The sequence below is a fragment of the Microbacterium sp. CGR2 genome, assembly GCF_003626735.1.
GTDB lineage: Bacteria > Actinomycetota > Actinomycetes > Actinomycetales > Microbacteriaceae > Microbacterium.
On the sequence record NZ_RBHX01000001.1, the window covers coordinates 131,875 to 147,534 of the forward strand.

Sequence of the window (15,660 nt, forward strand, 5' to 3'; positions counted from 1 at the left end):
GGGTCAGCGGGCGGCGATCAGCTCGGCAACGCGGGCGCGGATCTCGTCAGCGATCTCGCCGACGGATGCCGAGGCGTCGACCACCAGGAAGCGCTCCGGTTCTGCCGCGGCGAGCGCCAGGTAGCCGTCACGAACGCGGCCGTGGAATTCGGCACGCTCCGCCTCCAGACGGTCGAAGGGCTTGTCGGCCGAGTCGAGCCTCACGCGAGCCGCATCCGGGTCGAGGTCGAGCAGGATCGTGAGGTCTGGAAGAGCCCCCTCCACCGCCCACAGCGACAGATCGCGGATCTCGCTCGCATCGAGGATGCGACCGGCTCCCTGATAGGCGATCGAGGAGTCGAGGTAGCGGTCCTGAAGCACGAGGTCGCCGCGGTCGAGGGCCGGCCGGACGACGGTGGCGACGTGGTGCGCGCGGTCGGCTGCGTACAGCAGCGCCTCGGCGCGGGGCGCGATGTCGCCGCGATGGTGCAGCACGATGTCACGGATCAACTGTCCGACCTCCGACCCGCCGGGCTCGCGGGTGCGGACCACCGTGTGGCCGGCATCCGTGAGCCAGGTGGCGAGCAGGTCGGACTGCGTGGTCTTCCCCGAGCCGTCGCCGCCTTCGAGCGTGATCCACACCCCCGCACGTGAGGTCACGAGTTCGCCTTGGTCGCCGCCTTCGCAGCCGCATTCGCCGCCCGCGTCGCCGCCGCCTTCTTCGCTGCGGCCGACCGCGCTGCCGACGTCGCGGTGTCGGACTTCGCCGCCTTCGTCGCCGTCGTCTTCGTCACCGACGCCTTGGCCGGCGCCTTTTTGGTCGCCGTCTTCTTCGCGGCCGTCTTCTTCGCGGCCGTCTTGGCAGGGGCCTTCTTTGCAGGGGCCTTCTTTGCAGCGCTCGATCGCGCTCCGCGCTTCGGGGCGGGCCCCTTGGCGCGCTTGTCGGCGAGCATCTCCACGGCGACTTCGAACGTGATGTCTTCCACCGTCTGACCGCGCGGGATCGTCACGTTCGTCTCACCGTCGGTCACGTAGGCGCCGAAGCGTCCGTCGCGAATACGGATCGGCTTGCCGCTGACCGGGTCGGCGTCGAACTCCGCGAGCGCACTGGATGCACGGCGGGCACCGTACTTCGGCTGCGCGTAGATCTCGAGAGCCTGCTCGAGGGTGACGTCGAAGATCTGCGATTCGCTCTCCAGCGATCGGGAGTCGGTCCCCTTCTTCAGATAGGGTCCGAACCTTCCGTTCTGCGCGGTGATCTCCTCGCCGGATTCCGGGTCGGCGCCGACGACGCGCGGCAGGCTCAGCAGCTGCAACGCGGTGTCGAGCTCGATCGTGTCGACAGACATGGATCGGAACAGGGAGGCGGTGCGGGGCTTGGGCGCCGCGGCTTTCTTCGTTCCGCGCTTCGGCTTGGGCGCTTCGACCACTTCTCCGGTCGTCTCGTCGACCGCGGCGTCGTCCGACACCGGGTCGTTCTCCTGGACGTAGGGGCCGAACCTGCCGTCCTTGACGACGACGATCTTGCCGTTCTCCGGGTTCTCGCCGAGCACCCGGTCGCCGGCCACGGGGGCATCGATGAGCTCCTGCGCTTTCGCCGGGGTGAGCTCGTCGGGTGCGAGGTCTTCGGGGACGTTGACGATACGCGGCTTGGCGTCGGGGTTCTCCGGATCGGCGACCTCGAGGTAGGGACCGTACTTGCCGAAGCGGAGCGTGGCCGTGTCGGTGATGGGGGTCGAGTTCAGAGCCCGAGCATCGATCTCCCCGAGGTTGTCGACCACCTGACGCAGTCCCTCGCGGGAGTCCGAACCGAAGTAGAACGATTTGAGCCACTCGACGCGGTTCTGCTCGCCACGGGCGATGGTGTCGAGGTCGTCTTCGAGTGCGGCCGTGAAGTCATAGTCGACGAGGGCACCGAAGTGCTCTTCGAGGAGCCGCACGACACTGAAGGCGAGCCAGGTGGGAACGAGAGCCTGACCACGCTTGACGGCGTAGCCGCGGTCGAGGATCGTCTCCGGGATCGATGCGAAGGTGGACGGTCGCCCGATCCCCTTCTCCTCCAGCACCTTGACGAGCGATGCTTCGGTGTAGCGGGGCTTGGGGGTCGTGCGGTGCCCCTTGGCCTCGGCATCCGACACGGCGAGCTGGTCGCCCACCGTCACGGCCGGAAGCGACTGGTTCTCCGCGGCATCCGCGTCGCCGCGCTTCTCGTCACGGCCTTCTTCATACGCTTCGAGGAAACCCTTGAAGGTGTAGACGGTGCCGGATGCCGTGAACTCGGCGAGCTGAGCAGCGCCCGTTCCCTGGAGTTCCGCGGAGGTGTCGACGGCGATGGTGACCGTCGTGGTCTCGTACTTCGCGTCGGCCATCTGGCTGGCGACGGTGCGCTTCCAGATGAGGTCGTAGAGACGCTGCTCGTCGCGGTCGAGCTCTTTCGACAGCGACGCCGGCGTGCGGAAGTTCTCGCCGGAGGGGCGGATCGCCTCGTGGGCCTCCTGAGCGTTCTTGCTCTTGGACTTGTACACGCGCGGCTTCAGTGGCACTGCGGCGTCGCCGTAGAGGGCGACAGCCTGACTCCGGGCTGCCTGCACCGCTTGGGTGCTCAGCGCCGTGGAGTCCGTTCGCATATAGGTGATGTACCCCTTCTCATAGAGGCGCTGCGCGACCCCCATCGCCTGCTTCGCCCCCATCGAGAGCTTGCGCCCCGCTTCCTGCTGCATCGTGGAGGTGGTGAAGGGCGCGTACGGGCTGCGGGTGCCGGGCTTGGCCTCGACCTTGGTGACCGTCCCCGCTCCGACGGCATCGATGGCCTGAGCCAGGGCTGCGGCCTCGGCCTCGGCGAGAATGACGACGGCCTTCTTGAGCTTTCCGGCGTCGTCGAAGTCGGTGCCGCGGGCGAGCTGACCGCCGTCGACGCGGACCAGACGGATCTTGAAGGACGTCTGCGCCGCGGCCGCCGCTGCATCGACATCCCAGTACTCGGCCGAGACGAAGGCCATGCGCTCACGCTCGCGGTCGACGATCAGGCGGGTGGCGGCGGACTGCACGCGCCCTGCCGAGATGCCCGTCTTGACCTTGTACCAGAGCACCGGGGAGACATCCCAGCCATAGAGGCGGTCGAGAATACGACGGGTCTCCTGCGCGTCGACCAGATCGTGGTCGAGTTCGCGAGTATTGCCGATCGCGGCCTGGATCGCATCCTTGGTGATCTCGTGGAAGACCATCCGCTTGACGGGAACCTTGGGCTTGAGGGTCTCCAGCAGGTGCCAGGCGATCGCCTCTCCTTCGCGGTCCTCATCAGTGGCGAGCAGAAGCTCGTCTGCGGTCTTCAACGCGCGCTTGAGTTCGGCGACCGTCTTGGTCTTCCGATCGGAGACGACGTAGTACGGGTCGAACCCGTTTTCGATGTCGATCGAGTACTTCCCGTAGGCGTCCTTGTCGGCGGCGGGAATGTCCTTCTTGTCAGCGAGGTCGCGAATGTGGCCGACGGAGCTGAGCACCTCGTAGCCGTCGCCGAGGTATCCCTGAATAGACCGCATCTTCGTCGGGGACTCGACGATGACGAGCTTCTTGCCTTCAGCCAAGGGTGCGTCCTTTCTTCGAAGCACACCATACACACCACTGTGTGGGGTCGTTCACAGTGAGCGAGGTAGCGCAGCCGTCATTGACCCTCGGGTGGCCCGGCACGGGCGTGGGAGACGGCAGCGAGTCCAGCGTACGCCGCCTGCACCTCCACGGTCGCCACGAAGCCCTGGATCGTGCACCCGGTGAGGGCTGCCCCGCCGGCGCTCGCGACCCGCGCGGCGAGCGCGCACGGCTCTTCCGGAGACGGCACGGCACCGCTCGCCGCGTCGGCGGCAGCGAGCGCCGCGGCATCCGCGGCGCCGGCGACACGCTGTGAGGTGACGGCCGCCCCACCGACCGCGGCGAGCCCGATCGATAGAACGGCGGCGACGCTGAGGATTCCCGCCGCGAGCGCTGAGCCGGCCATCAGCGTCCTCCGTCGAGTGCACAGCTCGACGCGTGAAGGGGAACAGTGATGACGGCACCGATGGACACATCGACGGACGCCGTCACGCAGACGAGGTCGCCGGCGCGGGATGACGCGGCGGCGGCTCCGGGAACCGCCCGACTGACCACACCGGCGGCCGCGCCGGACGACTCGCCGCGTCCGAGGAGGCGAGCGGCGTCGGCCGAGGCGTCTTGGAGTGCCACCTGGCGAGACGCCGCCCCGAGGGCACTCACCCCGAGCACGATGACGAGCACGACCGCCGGGAGCGCGAGGGCGAGTTCGGCGGCGACCGATCCTCGATCGCCGCCGAAGCGCACCCGTGTGATCGACCCGGGAATCCGGCGAGACGCTCCGGCCGCGGGAGTGCGGCGAGGCGGGCTGCCTGAACTCGCGCCATCCCGGCGTACCGCGCATACCGCGAGAGGGGCCCGAGTCGCGAGCATCACGCCACCGTCAGCGCCCGGCGGACCAGGTCGGTCAGGATGCCGCGCACTTCGTCGGACCGCATGATGACGACGAGGAGGCCGGCGAAGGCCACGGCGGCCATCGTCGTGATCGCGTACTCAGCGGTCGCTGCTCCGGTGTCGTCTCCGAAGAGTGTCGCCGCGCGATGAGAGGTCAGCGTGGGAATGGTGTTCATGGTGTTCCTTCTTTCTCTGAGGATGCGTCGCATCCGGTGGAGGGTGATGCGGGAGTGGTCATAGAGGAAGGGGCGTCGAACGGAGAACGCTCAGCAGGAGCGGAGCGACCCCGAGGAGGAGGAAAGCCGGAAGTGTGCAGACGCCGAGGGGGACGAGCAACCGGGTCGAGAGCTTGGCTGCGCGAATGCGCCCCTGGATGCGTGACGCGTGACGATCCTGCGCCGCCGAGGCGCGAAGCAGTTCGCCGGCGGGCACACCGGCCGCCCGCGAGAGGTCGAGGACGGTGCGGATGCGCTCCTCTTGATCTGCCCCGGATGCCGAACTGTCCGCCACCAGCCGCAGCGCCCGGTCGATGGACGCTCCGCCTGAGAGCGCGACCGCGACCAGCTCCGCCCGCATCCCGGGGGTGCCCGGTGCCGGGGCCGCCCGGCGAAGAAGTCGTCGCGTCCAGAACCGAGCCGCCAGCACGAGCAGCAGTCCGGCGATCACGCATGCGGCACCGAGCGGATTTCCGACGATCACTCCGATCGTGTCGAAACCGAGCGCGAACCCGAGGAGGAGACCGGCGAACGGCATCCACAGCAGCAGCCGGGCGGTGCCCGCGGGTTCCGCGAGGGCGATGCGCACGTCATCCGCCGCCGATGCCGCGTCGCGCAGCGTCTCCGCGATCATGCGCAGCACCTCGGCGAGCGGCGCACCGACCGTCGTCGCCACCTCCCAGGCGGCGGCCAGATCCGCCCATGCCCCTCCCTCGGCCTCGATGGCGCTGACCAGCGGAGTGCCGGACTCGACACGACTGACGATCGCTGACGCGTGTGTGTCACCGGTGCCCGCGAGGTGGTGCCACGCCACGAGCGGCACGGCACCCGCCTGCAACAGCACCGCCAGGGTCTGCACCGAGGTGGCGGCATCCGCTCCCCCGTGCTGCCCCGCGTCGACCCCTCGACGCAACGACGTCACCACGGGTTGACCTCTTCGATGTCGAGGCGGTCACGCGTGACGGTGAAGCGTCCGACCTGGGCGATGCGGCGGGTCCCGTCGGGCGCCCGCTCGAGATGAAGCACGATCGTGAAGGCACTGACCGCCTGCCGGGCGAGGGCGACGGCATCCATGTCGGCGAGTGCTCCGAGTGCCTCGAGGCGAGCGGGCACGTCGCGAAGGCCGCTGGCATGCAGAGTGCCCGCGCCGCCGTCGTGCCCCGTGTTGAGCGCAGTGAGCAGTTCGCGGATCTCTTCTCCTCGACACTCCCCCACCACGAGGCGGTCAGGGCGCATTCGCAGCGACTCGCGCACCAGCCGCGCGAGGCTGATGCCGCCCGCGCCCTCGAGATTCGCCTGTCGCGCTTCGAGAGCGACGTGATGCGGGTGACGAGGACGAAGCTCAGCCACATCTTCGATCGTGACGATGCGCTCGGCGGCCGGCACCTCAGAGAGGAGAGCCGACAGCAGGGTGGTCTTACCGGTTCCGGTGCCTCCGGTGATCAGGATGTTCGCACGGTCGGCGACCAACCCCATCAGCCAGCTCTGCTGTCTCGCATCGAAGGATCCGAGTGCCGCCAGAGCCTCGAGATCGGCCGCGCGCACCCGAGGGATGCGGATCGACAGTGCGGTGCCTGTCGTCGCCACCGGCGCCAGGACGGCATGCACCCGGATGCCGGAGTCGAGCCTGACATCGACGCACGGTGCCTGGTCGTCGAGATGGCGCCCACCGAGTCCGACCAGTGCCACGGCAAGGTCGCGGACCTCGCGCTCCGAGGCGCGCCACGCAGAGATCGCCTCCGCTCCACTCCCGCGGTCGACGAACAGGCCGCACGCACCGTTGACGAACACGTCGGTGACGGCTTCATCTGCACAGTGCTCCGCCAGGGCACCGAAGGCCGGGTCCATGCGCAGGGGCTCGCCGGTGGCGGACATCGGCGGTGCCGTGGAGCTGCTGTTCCGCGGTTGGATGACGAACGAATCGGGCATACAGGGACGCTAGACGCCGCCGTCCTCGTCACAGCGGCGGACACCGGTCGACGGCCGAGCGCTGTGCACAAGCCCACGCATTCATCGGTGGTGGAGTACGCATACCCGGCTGCGAGAGGGAGCGCTCTCACACGAGAGGGCGACACCTCATGGGGGGAATGAAGTGCCGCCCGGAGCGCGCGCGTTCGGGGGAAACGGGCGCACCAAAGCCAGAATCAGAATTCGGCTGTCGTCGAGTGTACGCAAGGCAGGCGTCCTGACAAAACCCGCCGCAGTACCGACTTTCGGCGGTAGGCGGCGCCGGTGCCCGGGGATAGATTCGCCCTCACATGGTCGCGCCCCGACGCGGCCGCTCGACCCGTGACGCCGCAAAGGAGCGCCTGCCGATGAGCAGTCAGATCGACCACCTTCTCGACGAGACCCGGAAGTTCCCGCCATCCGAGGAATTCGCCGCGCAGTCGGTGTCGTCTCCGGAGCTGTACGAGAGCGCAGCGTCCGACCGCGAGGCTTTCTGGGGACAGCAGTCCCGCGACCTGCTGCACTGGCACAAGCCCTTCACACGCGTCCTCGACTGGACGAATCCGCCATTCGCGAAGTGGTTCGACGACGGTGAGCTCAACGTCGCCTACAACTGTCTCGATCGTCATGTCGAAGAAGGCAACGGCGACCGCGTCGCCCTGCACTGGGAGGGCGAGCCGGGCGATGCGCGCAGCATCACCTACGCAGAGCTCACCGAAGAGGTGAAGCGCGTCGCCAACGTGTTGTCGGACTTCGGCATCAGCCAGGGCGACCGGGTCGCGATCTACCTGCCGATGATCCCGGAGGCGATCGCATCGATGCTCGCGGTCGCGCGCCTGGGCGCCATCCACTCGGTCGTCTTCGGCGGGTTCAGCGCCGACAGCCTGCGCGCGCGCATCGACGACGCCGGGGCGAAGGTCGTCATCACGGCCGACGGCGGATACCGCAAGGGACGCGTCTCGGCCCTGAAGCCGGCTGTCGATCAGGCGCTCGGCGACCGCGGCGAAGGCGAGCAGCAGACGGTCGAGCGGGTTCTGGTGGTCAAGCGGGGCGGCAACGACGTGGACTGGGTCGAGGGGCGCGACGTCTGGTGGCACGAGGCGGTGCCCGCGGCATCCGCCGAGCACGTGGCGCAGGCCTTCCCTGCCGAGAACCCGCTCTACATCCTCTACACCTCGGGGACTACGGGTAAGCCGAAGGGCATCCTGCACACGTCCGGCGGATACCTCACCCAGGCGGCGTACTCGCACAAGTACGTCTTCGATCTGAAGCCCGAGAGCGACGTCTACTGGTGCACGGCGGACATCGGCTGGGTGACCGGTCATTCGTACGTCGCGTACGGCCCGCTCGCGAACGGCGCCACGCAGGTGCTGTACGAAGGCACTCCGGATACTCCGCATCCGGGCCGCTGGTGGGAGATCATCGAGAAGTACAAGGTGTCGATCTTCTACACCGCACCGACCGCGATCCGCTCGTTCATGAAGATCGGTCGCAGCGTGCCCGCGAAGTTCGATCTCTCGTCGCTGCGCCTGCTCGGCTCGGTGGGCGAGCCCATCAACCCCGAGGCGTGGATGTGGTACCGGGAGATCATCGGCGCGAACAAGACGCCGATCGTCGACACCTGGTGGCAGACCGAGACCGGCGCGATCATGGTCTCCGCTCTCCCCGGCGTCACGGCGACCAAGCCCGGCTCTGCACAGGTACCGCTGCCCGGAATCTCCATCGACGTCGTCGATGAGAAGGGCGCCGAGGTCGGCCACGGCAACGGCGGGCTCCTCGTCGTCACCGAGCCGTGGCCGAGCATGCTCCGCGGAATCTGGGGAGACCCGGAGCGCTACCGCGAGACCTACTGGGAGAAGTTCGAAGAGCAGGGCTACTACTTCGCCGGCGACGGCGCCCGGCTCGATGAAGACGGCGACCTCTGGTTGCTCGGACGCGTGGACGACGTGATGAACGTGTCGGGCCATCGCCTCTCCACGGCCGAGATCGAATCCTCGCTGGTCGCGCACGAAGCGACCGCCGAGGCAGCTGTCGTCGGCGCGTCGGATGAGACCACGGGACAAGCGGTCGTCGCCTTCGTGATCATCAAGGAGAGCTATCTCGCCGAGCACGACCCGGCCGGCCTGGCCCAGCAGCTGCGCCTCTGGGTCGGCGAGCAGATCGGGGCGATCGCGCGCCCTCGCGACGTCTACATCGTCGGAGAGCTGCCGAAGACCCGGTCGGGCAAGATCATGCGCCGACTGCTGCGCGATGTCGCCGAGGGCCGCGAGGTCGGTGACACCACGACGCTCGCAGACACCGCGGTGATGAGCATCATCTCGGCACAGGTGAAGTAGCACCCGTGAGACGAAACGCCCCACGTTCCGAGGAACGTGGGGCGTTTCGTCTGGCGGAGCTGTCAAGCGAGGATGAACGTGACCTCGACCTCGACGGGGCTGTCGAGCGGGAGCACCGGCACACCGACGGCCGCACGCGCATGGCGGCCGGCTTCACCGAAGATCTCGCCGAGCACGTCGCTGGCTCCGTTGATGACTCCGGGTTGTCCGGAGAACTCGGGAACGGAGGCGACGAAGCCGCCGAGCCGCAGCACACCGGCGATCCGGTCGACGCCGCCCGCGGCATCCGCGGCCGCGGCGAGAGCATTGAGCGCGCACGTGCGCGCGTACGTCTTCGCGTCTTCCGCTGTGACGTCCGCACCGACCTTGCCGGTGGCAGGCAGCGCACCGGCGACGAAGGGCAACTGCCCGGAGGTGTAGACCAACCCGTCGTGCACCACGGCGGGAACATACGCGGCCACCGGGGCGGCGACCGCGGGGAGCACGATGCCGAGTTCGGCGAGGCGCGCGGCGACGGTCACGCGGCCCCTCCCTCGAACTGGCGCGCTGCTTCGGCGGCGGCTGCGAGGCCCGAGTTCGCGGAGGAATCCGTCGTCACCGGACGCTTCAGGTAAGCGACAAGGCCACCCTCGGGTCCCTGCACGACCTGGACCAGCTCCCAGCCCTGCTTGCCCCAGTTGTTGAGAATGGCTGCGGTGTTGTGGATCAGCAGCGGGGTGGTGAGGTACTCCCACGTGGTCATGGCACTCCTGTCGATTCGGGCGCGACACCGGGCTGCGGGGCTCGAACGCCCTTCAGATGGTGCCGGCTCGTCAAAGGTGGTATTCAGGGAACTCCCCTACGATCAAGCGTATGCCTCAAAAGAATCGCACGGTGAACGGCGTGCTCGGCGGGCTCCTCGGCCTCGTCGGCCTGAGCGTCGTCGCCGGACTCCTGGTGACCGCCAGCGTCACCCCGGTACTCGCCATGACGGGCCTCGCCGGCACCAAGGCCCTCACGCTGTTCGAAGAGCTGCCCGAGGTGCTGAAAGTGGACAAGCCGATGGAGCAGTCCACGCTCTACGCCAAGAACACCGACGGCAGCGACAAGGTGCTGGCCTCGTTCTATGAGCAGAACCGGGTACCGGTCACCTACGACAAGGTGTCCCCGCTTCTCTACGATGCAGTGCTGTCCAGTGAGGACAAGAGCTTCTACAGCCACGGCGGCGTGAATGTCGGGGCCACCGTCAAGGCTCTCGTCGACAACGTGCAGGGGACGTCCAGCCGCGGAGCGTCGACCATCAGTCAGCAGTTCGTCAAGAACGTGCGCATCCAGGAGTGCGAGCAAGAGGTCGACACCGCGTCGGAGACGTACTCCGAGGAACTCCGCCAGTGCTGGGAAGCAGCCACCGAGGCGACCGGTGTCGACGGCATCGAGCGCAAGCTGCAGGAGATGCGCTACGCGATCCAGATCGAGAAGGACTACTCCAAGAACGACATCCTGCTCGGGTACCTGAACATCGCCAACTTCGGCGGCACGGTCTACGGCATCGAGGCCGCCTCGCGCTACTACTTCTCGACCTCGGCCGCCAAGCTGACGCTGGCTCAGGCCGCGACCCTCGCCGGCATCGTGCAGAACCCGAACACCTACCGGATCGACAAGAAGGACGGCTCGTGGACGGACGCTGACGGTGTCGCCCACAACAGCGAGGCCGACGGGTACGCCAGCACCAAGGACCGCCGCCACTATGTGCTCGGTCGTATGCTCGCCGACGGCAAGATCACACAGGCGCAGTACGACGAGGCGGACGCCTCCGACATCGTCCCCGCAATCACCGTGCCCACTCAGGGTTGCGCGGCTGCGGGCCCCAACGCCTACTTCTGCCAGTACGTGAAGTCGATCATCGAGAACGACGAGGCCTTCGGTGAGACGGATCAGGATCGCCGAGACCTGCTCCGCCGTGGCGGACTCAAGATCTACACGACGCTGGACTTCAACATCCAGAACACCGCTTCGCGGACGATGCAGGAGGTCGTTCCTGCGAACTTCGACAACAAGTACTTCGGCGCCGCCGGCACCTCCATCGAAGTCGGCACCGGACGCATCCTCTCGCTGACGCAGAACACGCATTTCCGTGAGACACCCGGAGACGACCAGGCCTACACGTCGCTCGTGTTCGCGGGAGACCAGAAGAACGGCAAATCCGGTGGAGTCCAGGTCGGATCGACCTACAAGCTCTTCACACTCATCGACTGGCTCGAGAAGGGTCATTCCGTCCGTGAGGTGCTCAACGGCGGCGTGCAGGAGAACATGACGTTCCAGGACTCCTGCAACGGGTCGTCGCCGACGGCGAACACGCGCGAGATCGGTAACTTCGGCGGAAGCCGGGGGTACACGGGCTCCGTCATGACGTTCACCGCGCAGTCGCTCAACAGCGGATACTTCGCGATGGCGTCGAAGCTCGACCTCTGCGACATCAACAAGGTCGCCGATCGCATGGGCGTGACCCTGGCGAACGGCAAGAAGGTCTACACAGACGCGCAGACCGTCTATGAAAAGGGCGAAGACAGAAGAGGGAACGTCCCCTTCGACGTTCTCGGCTCGAAGAACATCTCCCCGCTGGCGATGGCCAACGCCTACGCGACAGTGGCAAGCGGCGGCACCTACTGCACCCCGCGCGCGATCGACCGTGTCATCGACGCCGAGGGCAACGAGCATCCGCTTCCGAAGTCGTCGTGCACGGAGGGTGTGATCTCCAAGGAGGTCGCGGCCACCGCGGCGTTCGCCCTTCAGTCCGTCATGTCGGGCGGCGGGACCGGATCCATCGCCAATCCCGGAGACGGCACCCCGTTGATCGGCAAGACCGGTACGCACAACGAGTGGTCGACCATGATGATCGAATCGAGCACGAAGGTCGCCACCGCGGTGTGGGCCGGACGCTGGAAGGGCGAGGAGAACGTCTTCAACGTCTGGGCCGGCAACCACAAGCTCAACGAGATGCGCTACCCGCTGGCGCGCGAGACGCAGCGTGCGGCGAATGCCGCATACGGCGGAGACGCCTTCCCGCAGCCGGACAACAACCTGAGCCGCCAGGTGATGGTGAACGTGCCGGACGTGGTCGGCATGACGATCGACGAGGCGACGAACACCCTCCGCGGCGCCGGATTCGATGTGGGCGTCGGCGCTCCTGTCGACAGCGCCAAGGCGACGAACATCGTCGTCACGCAAGACCCCTCGGGTCAGGCCTCCGGTGGGGCGACGGTCACGATCGCTGTCAGCAACGGGCAGGGCGCAACTGTCCCGGACGTGAAGGGACAGTCTCCGACGGCGGCGGCGGCGGCGCTCACGGGCGCGGGCTTCACTGCCGTCGACTTCGCCAGCAACTGCAACGCGGCGAAGGCGAAGGCGACCGCCACGAGCCCGGCCGCTGGCGAACCCGCGAACAAGTCGAAGAAGATCACGGTGGCCTGTTGACCGCCAGTCGGTCCGCACACCCGGCCCTCATCGCGCTCGGCGCGGTGGGGGCCGCTGGTGTTGCGGCGGCGGTCTGGGGCATCGGCATCGAGCGCTACCTCTTCACGGTGCGTGAGGCGACAGCATCCGCTCTGCCGCCGGGATTCCGGCCCATCCGTGTCCTGCACGTCTCGGACGCGCACATGGCACCCTGGCAGCACCGGAAGCAGGACTGGCTCGCATCGCTCGCAGACCTGGAACCTGATCTCATCGTCAACACCGGGGACAATCTCGGGCACCGTGAAGGACTCGACGGCATCCGCCGCGCGTTCGACGCTTTCGCCGGGATTCCCGGGGTCTTCGTCCACGGCTCGAACGACGTCGTCGCTCCGACTCCCCGCAACCCGCTGCGGTATTTCCTCGGGCCGTCGAAGACGAAGCGCGAGCCGGAGATGCTCGACACCGACGCGATGAACCGGTACTTCACCGACGACCTCGGCTGGACTGATCTCAACAACTCGGCCGCCCGTCTAACCGTCGACGGTACCGCCATCGACGTGTTCGGTGTGAGCGACGCCCACCGCGACTGGGATCGCCTCGACGTTCTCCCTGCCGCCATCGACGCGCTCGGCACGAGAGATGCCACCACTCCCCTGCTCGGCGTCACCCACGCCCCGTACCAGCGTGTGCTGAACCGCTTCACCGACCTGGGGGCCGACGCGATCTTCGGCGGACACACCCACGGAGGCCAGGTCTGCCTGCCCGGATACGGCACACTCGTGGCGAACTGCGACATCCCACTGAAGCAGGCCAAGGGGCTGAGCACGTGGTCGCACGAAGGCCGTACCGTGCCGTTGAACGTCAGCGCCGGCTGCGGTCACTCGATCTATGCGCCGGTCCGCTTCGCCTGCCGCCCCGAGGCGACGCTGTTGACCTTGACCGCGCGCGGTTGAGGTCCGGCCCGATTCGGCACGCCGGGGTTTTCCCTGTAGACTCGGAGGGTTGCAAAACGGGGTGTGGCGCAGCTTGGTAGCGCGCTTCGTTCGGGACGAAGAGGTCGCAGGTTCAAATCCTGTCACCCCGACCAGTGACACGCGAAGGCCGCCCCTCGGGGCGGCCTTCTCTGTCTGTGCTGTTGGCACGATGCCTCGGCGTCCGCCCCATCTCCTAGGCTGGAAGACACCATGACTTCACCCGCCCTCGTCGCCTTCGACCTCGACGACACGCTCGCCCCCTCCAAAGGCGTGATCGACGACCGCATCGCCGATCTGTTGCGTGCTCTGCTGCGGACGGTGGACGTCGCCATCATCTCCGGCGGCAACGAGGCGCAGTTCCGTTCACAGGTGATCTCCCGGCTCGCCGATGCGGATGCCGCCTACCTCGCACGCCTGCACCTTCTGCCGACCTGCGGCACACGGTACCTCCGGCACGACGGCGCCGACTTCCTGCCCGTCTACGCGCACGACCTGAGCGACGCAGAGAAGACCTCCGCGATGACGGCTCTGCGCGAAGAAGCCGAGCGGCTCGGCCACTGGGAAGCAGAGCCCTGGGGAGACATCCTCGAAGACCGCGGCTCGCAGATCACCTTCTCGGCTCTCGGCCAGCGCGCGCCCCGCGACGCGAAGCACACGTGGGACCCGACCGGCGCCAAGCGCGAAGCGCTACGCGAAGCGGTCGGCGCCCGCCTCCCCGGACTCGAGGTGCGCTCCGGCGGCTCTACCTCCATCGACATCACGAAGGCCGGCATCGACAAGGCCTTCGGCATGCGACAGCTCGCCGAGCACACCGGCATCCCCCTCACCGCAATGCTCTTCTACGGCGATCGTCTCGATGAGGGCGGCAACGACTATCCGGTCCTCGCACTGGGAGTGCCGTCGGTGGCCGTCGAGGGCTGGGAAGACACCGCCGACAAGCTCGATGCCCTGCTGAAGACGCTCTGACGCCGCGCAGGACCAGAACCGGGCTTCGGCCCTGGTCCTGCGGATCGTCAGCGTACGACGGCTTCTGCGGCCGCTCGCGACACCGGCACCAAGCGGGTGAGCTGCGTCACATGCCCCGGCTCGAGTTCCGCCAGCGAAGAGACTCCGAGCAGGCGCATGGTGCGCTCGATCTCCGACCGCAGAATCGCGATGGTGCGATCGACCCCCTGTCGACCGCCGGCCATCAGGCCGTAGAGGTACGCGCGGCCGATGAGGGTGAAGTCCGCACCGAGGGCGACGGATGCGACGATGTCGGCCCCGTTCATGATGCCCGTGTCGATCATCACGGTGAAGTCGTCGCCGACGGCCTTGCGAACCTCGGGCAGCAGGTGGAACGGAATCGGTGCGCGATCAAGCTGGCGGCCGCCGTGGTTGGACAGCACGATGCCGTCGACGCCCTCGTCGCGCAGCCGGACCGAATCCTCGACGTTCTGCACACCCTTGATCACGATCTTGCCGGGCCACAGGTCACGGATCACAGCCAGGTCGTCGTAACTGATGGTCGGATCCATCGCGGCATCCAACAGCTCCCCGACCGTTCCACCGGTGGTGCTCAGCGACGCGAACTCGAGCTTCGGAGTGGTGAGGAAGTCGTACCACCACCACGGCCGCGGGATCGCGTTGATGATCGTGCCGAGCGTGAGCTGCGGCGGGATGCTGAAGCCGTTGCGCTTGTCGCGGAGCCGAGCCCCGGCCACGGGAGTGTCGACGGTGAACTGCAGAGTGTCGAAACCTGCAGCCGCCGCGCGCCGGGTGAGCTCGTACGAGATCTCACGATCGCGCATGACATACAGCTGGAACCAGTTGCGTCCGAGCGGATTCGCCGCCTTCACGCCCTCGATCGACGTGGTGCCGAGAGTGGAGAGCGTGAACGGGATGCCGGCGGCGGCAGCGGCCGCGGCTCCGGCCTCTTCGCCCTCGGTCTGCATCAGGCGCGTGAAGCCGGTCGGCGCGATACCGAAAGGCAGAGCGGACGGGCCACCGAGGATCTCGACACGGGTGTCGACGGTGGGGGCAGGGCGCAGGATGCCGGGGTGGAACTCCACGTCCTGGAATGCCTGACGCGCACGTGTGAGCGAGAGCTCGCCTTCAGCGGCGCCGTCCGTGTAATCGAAGGCCGCCTTCGGGGTGCGACGCTTGGCGATCGAGCGCAGGTCATCGATTGTGAGCGCAGCGTCGAGGCGGCGCTTCCTCCCGTCGAGTTCGGGCTTCTTGAACTTCATCAGCTCGAGCAGTTCTACGGGGTTGGGAACCTGGCGCTGGACCATCGTGTGCCTCTCGGTGGGTGGTGTCGGG

Annotated in this window: 14 protein-coding genes and 1 tRNA gene; 5 read left to right on the top strand and 10 right to left on the bottom strand. The window is 67.6% G+C overall.

Annotation, left to right across the window (positions count from 1 at the left end; all coding sequences use genetic code 11):
- Window positions 1-3 precede the first annotated feature (3 nt).
- The 7 genes from tmk to D7252_RS00760 all read right to left on the bottom strand — a co-directional run bounded on the left by tmk (window position 4) and on the right by D7252_RS00760 (window position 6,599).
- The gene (tmk, locus tag D7252_RS00730; protein ID WP_120773656.1) at window positions 4-639 is read right to left on the bottom strand and encodes a dTMP kinase; all 636 of its coding nucleotides are present in this window, start codon (window positions 637-639) and stop codon (window positions 4-6) included.
- Window positions 636-3,563, bottom strand: coding sequence for a type I DNA topoisomerase (gene topA / locus D7252_RS00735; RefSeq protein WP_120773657.1), 2,928 nt, complete (start codon window positions 3,561-3,563; stop codon window positions 636-638). Before topA ends, tmk begins: the two co-directional genes overlap by 4 nt.
- Before the next feature lie 77 nt (window positions 3,564-3,640).
- Window positions 3,641-3,970 (bottom strand): Rv3654c family TadE-like protein, encoded by a 330-nt coding sequence (locus D7252_RS00740; protein WP_120773658.1) that lies wholly within the window; start codon window positions 3,968-3,970, stop codon window positions 3,641-3,643.
- A complete protein-coding gene (locus tag D7252_RS00745) occupies window positions 3,970-4,434 on the bottom strand; it encodes a TadE family type IV pilus minor pilin (protein ID WP_251050544.1) in 465 nt (154 codons plus the stop codon). The genes D7252_RS00740 and D7252_RS00745 overlap by 1 nt, the downstream gene beginning before the upstream one ends.
- Window positions 4,434-4,631 carry a DUF4244 domain-containing protein gene (locus D7252_RS00750; protein WP_120773660.1) on the bottom strand — a complete coding sequence of 66 codons (198 nt, stop codon included), beginning with the start codon at window positions 4,629-4,631 and terminating at the stop codon, window positions 4,434-4,436. The genes D7252_RS00745 and D7252_RS00750 overlap by 1 nt, the downstream gene beginning before the upstream one ends.
- 58 nt (window positions 4,632-4,689) lie before the next feature.
- Window positions 4,690-5,595, bottom strand: a complete 906-nt coding sequence (locus D7252_RS00755; protein ID WP_259461026.1) for a type II secretion system F family protein — start codon at window positions 5,593-5,595, stop codon at window positions 4,690-4,692.
- Window positions 5,589-6,599: a TadA family conjugal transfer-associated ATPase gene (locus D7252_RS00760; protein WP_120773661.1), complete on the bottom strand. Its 1,011-nt coding sequence runs from the start codon at window positions 6,597-6,599 to the stop codon at window positions 5,589-5,591. Before D7252_RS00760 ends, D7252_RS00755 begins: the two co-directional genes overlap by 7 nt.
- A gap of 386 nt (window positions 6,600-6,985) precedes the next feature.
- On the opposite strand from D7252_RS00760, the gene acs reads away from it, so the two are divergent.
- Window positions 6,986-8,953 (top strand): acetate--CoA ligase, encoded by a 1,968-nt coding sequence (gene acs / locus D7252_RS00765; protein ID WP_120773662.1) that lies wholly within the window; start codon window positions 6,986-6,988, stop codon window positions 8,951-8,953.
- Window positions 8,954-9,015: 62 nt separating this feature from the next.
- Here the strand turns inward: acs and D7252_RS00770 are convergent, their stop codons facing one another.
- Window positions 9,016-9,474, bottom strand: a complete 459-nt coding sequence (locus D7252_RS00770) for a RidA family protein (RefSeq protein WP_120773663.1) — start codon at window positions 9,472-9,474, stop codon at window positions 9,016-9,018.
- Window positions 9,471-9,695 carry a hypothetical protein gene (locus tag D7252_RS00775; protein ID WP_120773664.1) on the bottom strand — a complete coding sequence of 75 codons (225 nt, stop codon included), beginning with the start codon at window positions 9,693-9,695 and terminating at the stop codon, window positions 9,471-9,473. The genes D7252_RS00770 and D7252_RS00775 overlap by 4 nt, the downstream gene beginning before the upstream one ends.
- 110 nt (window positions 9,696-9,805) lie before the next feature.
- Here D7252_RS00775 and D7252_RS00780 point away from each other — a divergent pair, with 110 nt between their 5' ends.
- The 4 genes from D7252_RS00780 (at window position 9,806) to D7252_RS00795 (ending at window position 14,325) form a co-directional block, all read left to right on the top strand.
- Complete coding sequence (locus tag D7252_RS00780) at window positions 9,806-12,406, top strand: transglycosylase domain-containing protein (protein WP_183055125.1); 2,601 nt, start codon at window positions 9,806-9,808, stop codon at window positions 12,404-12,406.
- On the top strand, window positions 12,403-13,338 hold the full coding sequence (locus D7252_RS00785) for a metallophosphoesterase (RefSeq protein ID WP_120773665.1): 936 nt from the start codon (window positions 12,403-12,405) through the stop codon (window positions 13,336-13,338). The genes D7252_RS00780 and D7252_RS00785 overlap by 4 nt, the downstream gene beginning before the upstream one ends.
- Before the next feature lie 57 nt (window positions 13,339-13,395).
- Window positions 13,396-13,472 (top strand) — tRNA-Pro (locus D7252_RS00790).
- A gap of 97 nt (window positions 13,473-13,569) precedes the next feature.
- Window positions 13,570-14,325 carry an HAD-IIB family hydrolase gene (locus D7252_RS00795; RefSeq protein ID WP_120773666.1) on the top strand — a complete coding sequence of 252 codons (756 nt, stop codon included), beginning with the start codon at window positions 13,570-13,572 and terminating at the stop codon, window positions 14,323-14,325.
- A 47-nt stretch (window positions 14,326-14,372) separates the two neighbouring features.
- Here D7252_RS00795 and D7252_RS00800 read toward each other — a convergent pair whose 3' ends face one another.
- A complete protein-coding gene (locus D7252_RS00800; protein ID WP_120773667.1) occupies window positions 14,373-15,632 on the bottom strand; it encodes an alpha-hydroxy acid oxidase in 1,260 nt (419 codons plus the stop codon).
- Window positions 15,633-15,660: the final 28 nt, after the last annotated feature.

Coding starts and splice junctions, on each gene's coding strand:
- D7252_RS00740 (WP_120773658.1), bottom strand. CDS start 3,970: ATGGCCGGCTCAGCGCTCGCGGCGGGAATCCTCAGCGTCGCCGCCGTT.
- D7252_RS00745 (WP_251050544.1), bottom strand. CDS start 4,434: ATGCTCGCGACTCGGGCCCCTCTCGCGGTATGCGCGGTACGCCGGGAT.
- D7252_RS00750 (WP_120773660.1), bottom strand. CDS start 4,631: ATGAACACCATTCCCACGCTGACCTCTCATCGCGCGGCGACACTCTTC.
- D7252_RS00760 (WP_120773661.1), bottom strand. CDS start 6,599: ATGCCCGATTCGTTCGTCATCCAACCGCGGAACAGCAGCTCCACGGCA.
- acs (WP_120773662.1), top strand. CDS start 6,986: ATGAGCAGTCAGATCGACCACCTTCTCGACGAGACCCGGAAGTTCCCG.
- D7252_RS00775 (WP_120773664.1), bottom strand. CDS start 9,695: ATGACCACGTGGGAGTACCTCACCACCCCGCTGCTGATCCACAACACC.
- D7252_RS00780 (WP_183055125.1), top strand. CDS start 9,806: ATGCCTCAAAAGAATCGCACGGTGAACGGCGTGCTCGGCGGGCTCCTC.
- D7252_RS00795 (WP_120773666.1), top strand. CDS start 13,570: ATGACTTCACCCGCCCTCGTCGCCTTCGACCTCGACGACACGCTCGCC.
- D7252_RS00800 (WP_120773667.1), bottom strand. CDS start 15,632: ATGGTCCAGCGCCAGGTTCCCAACCCCGTAGAACTGCTCGAGCTGATG.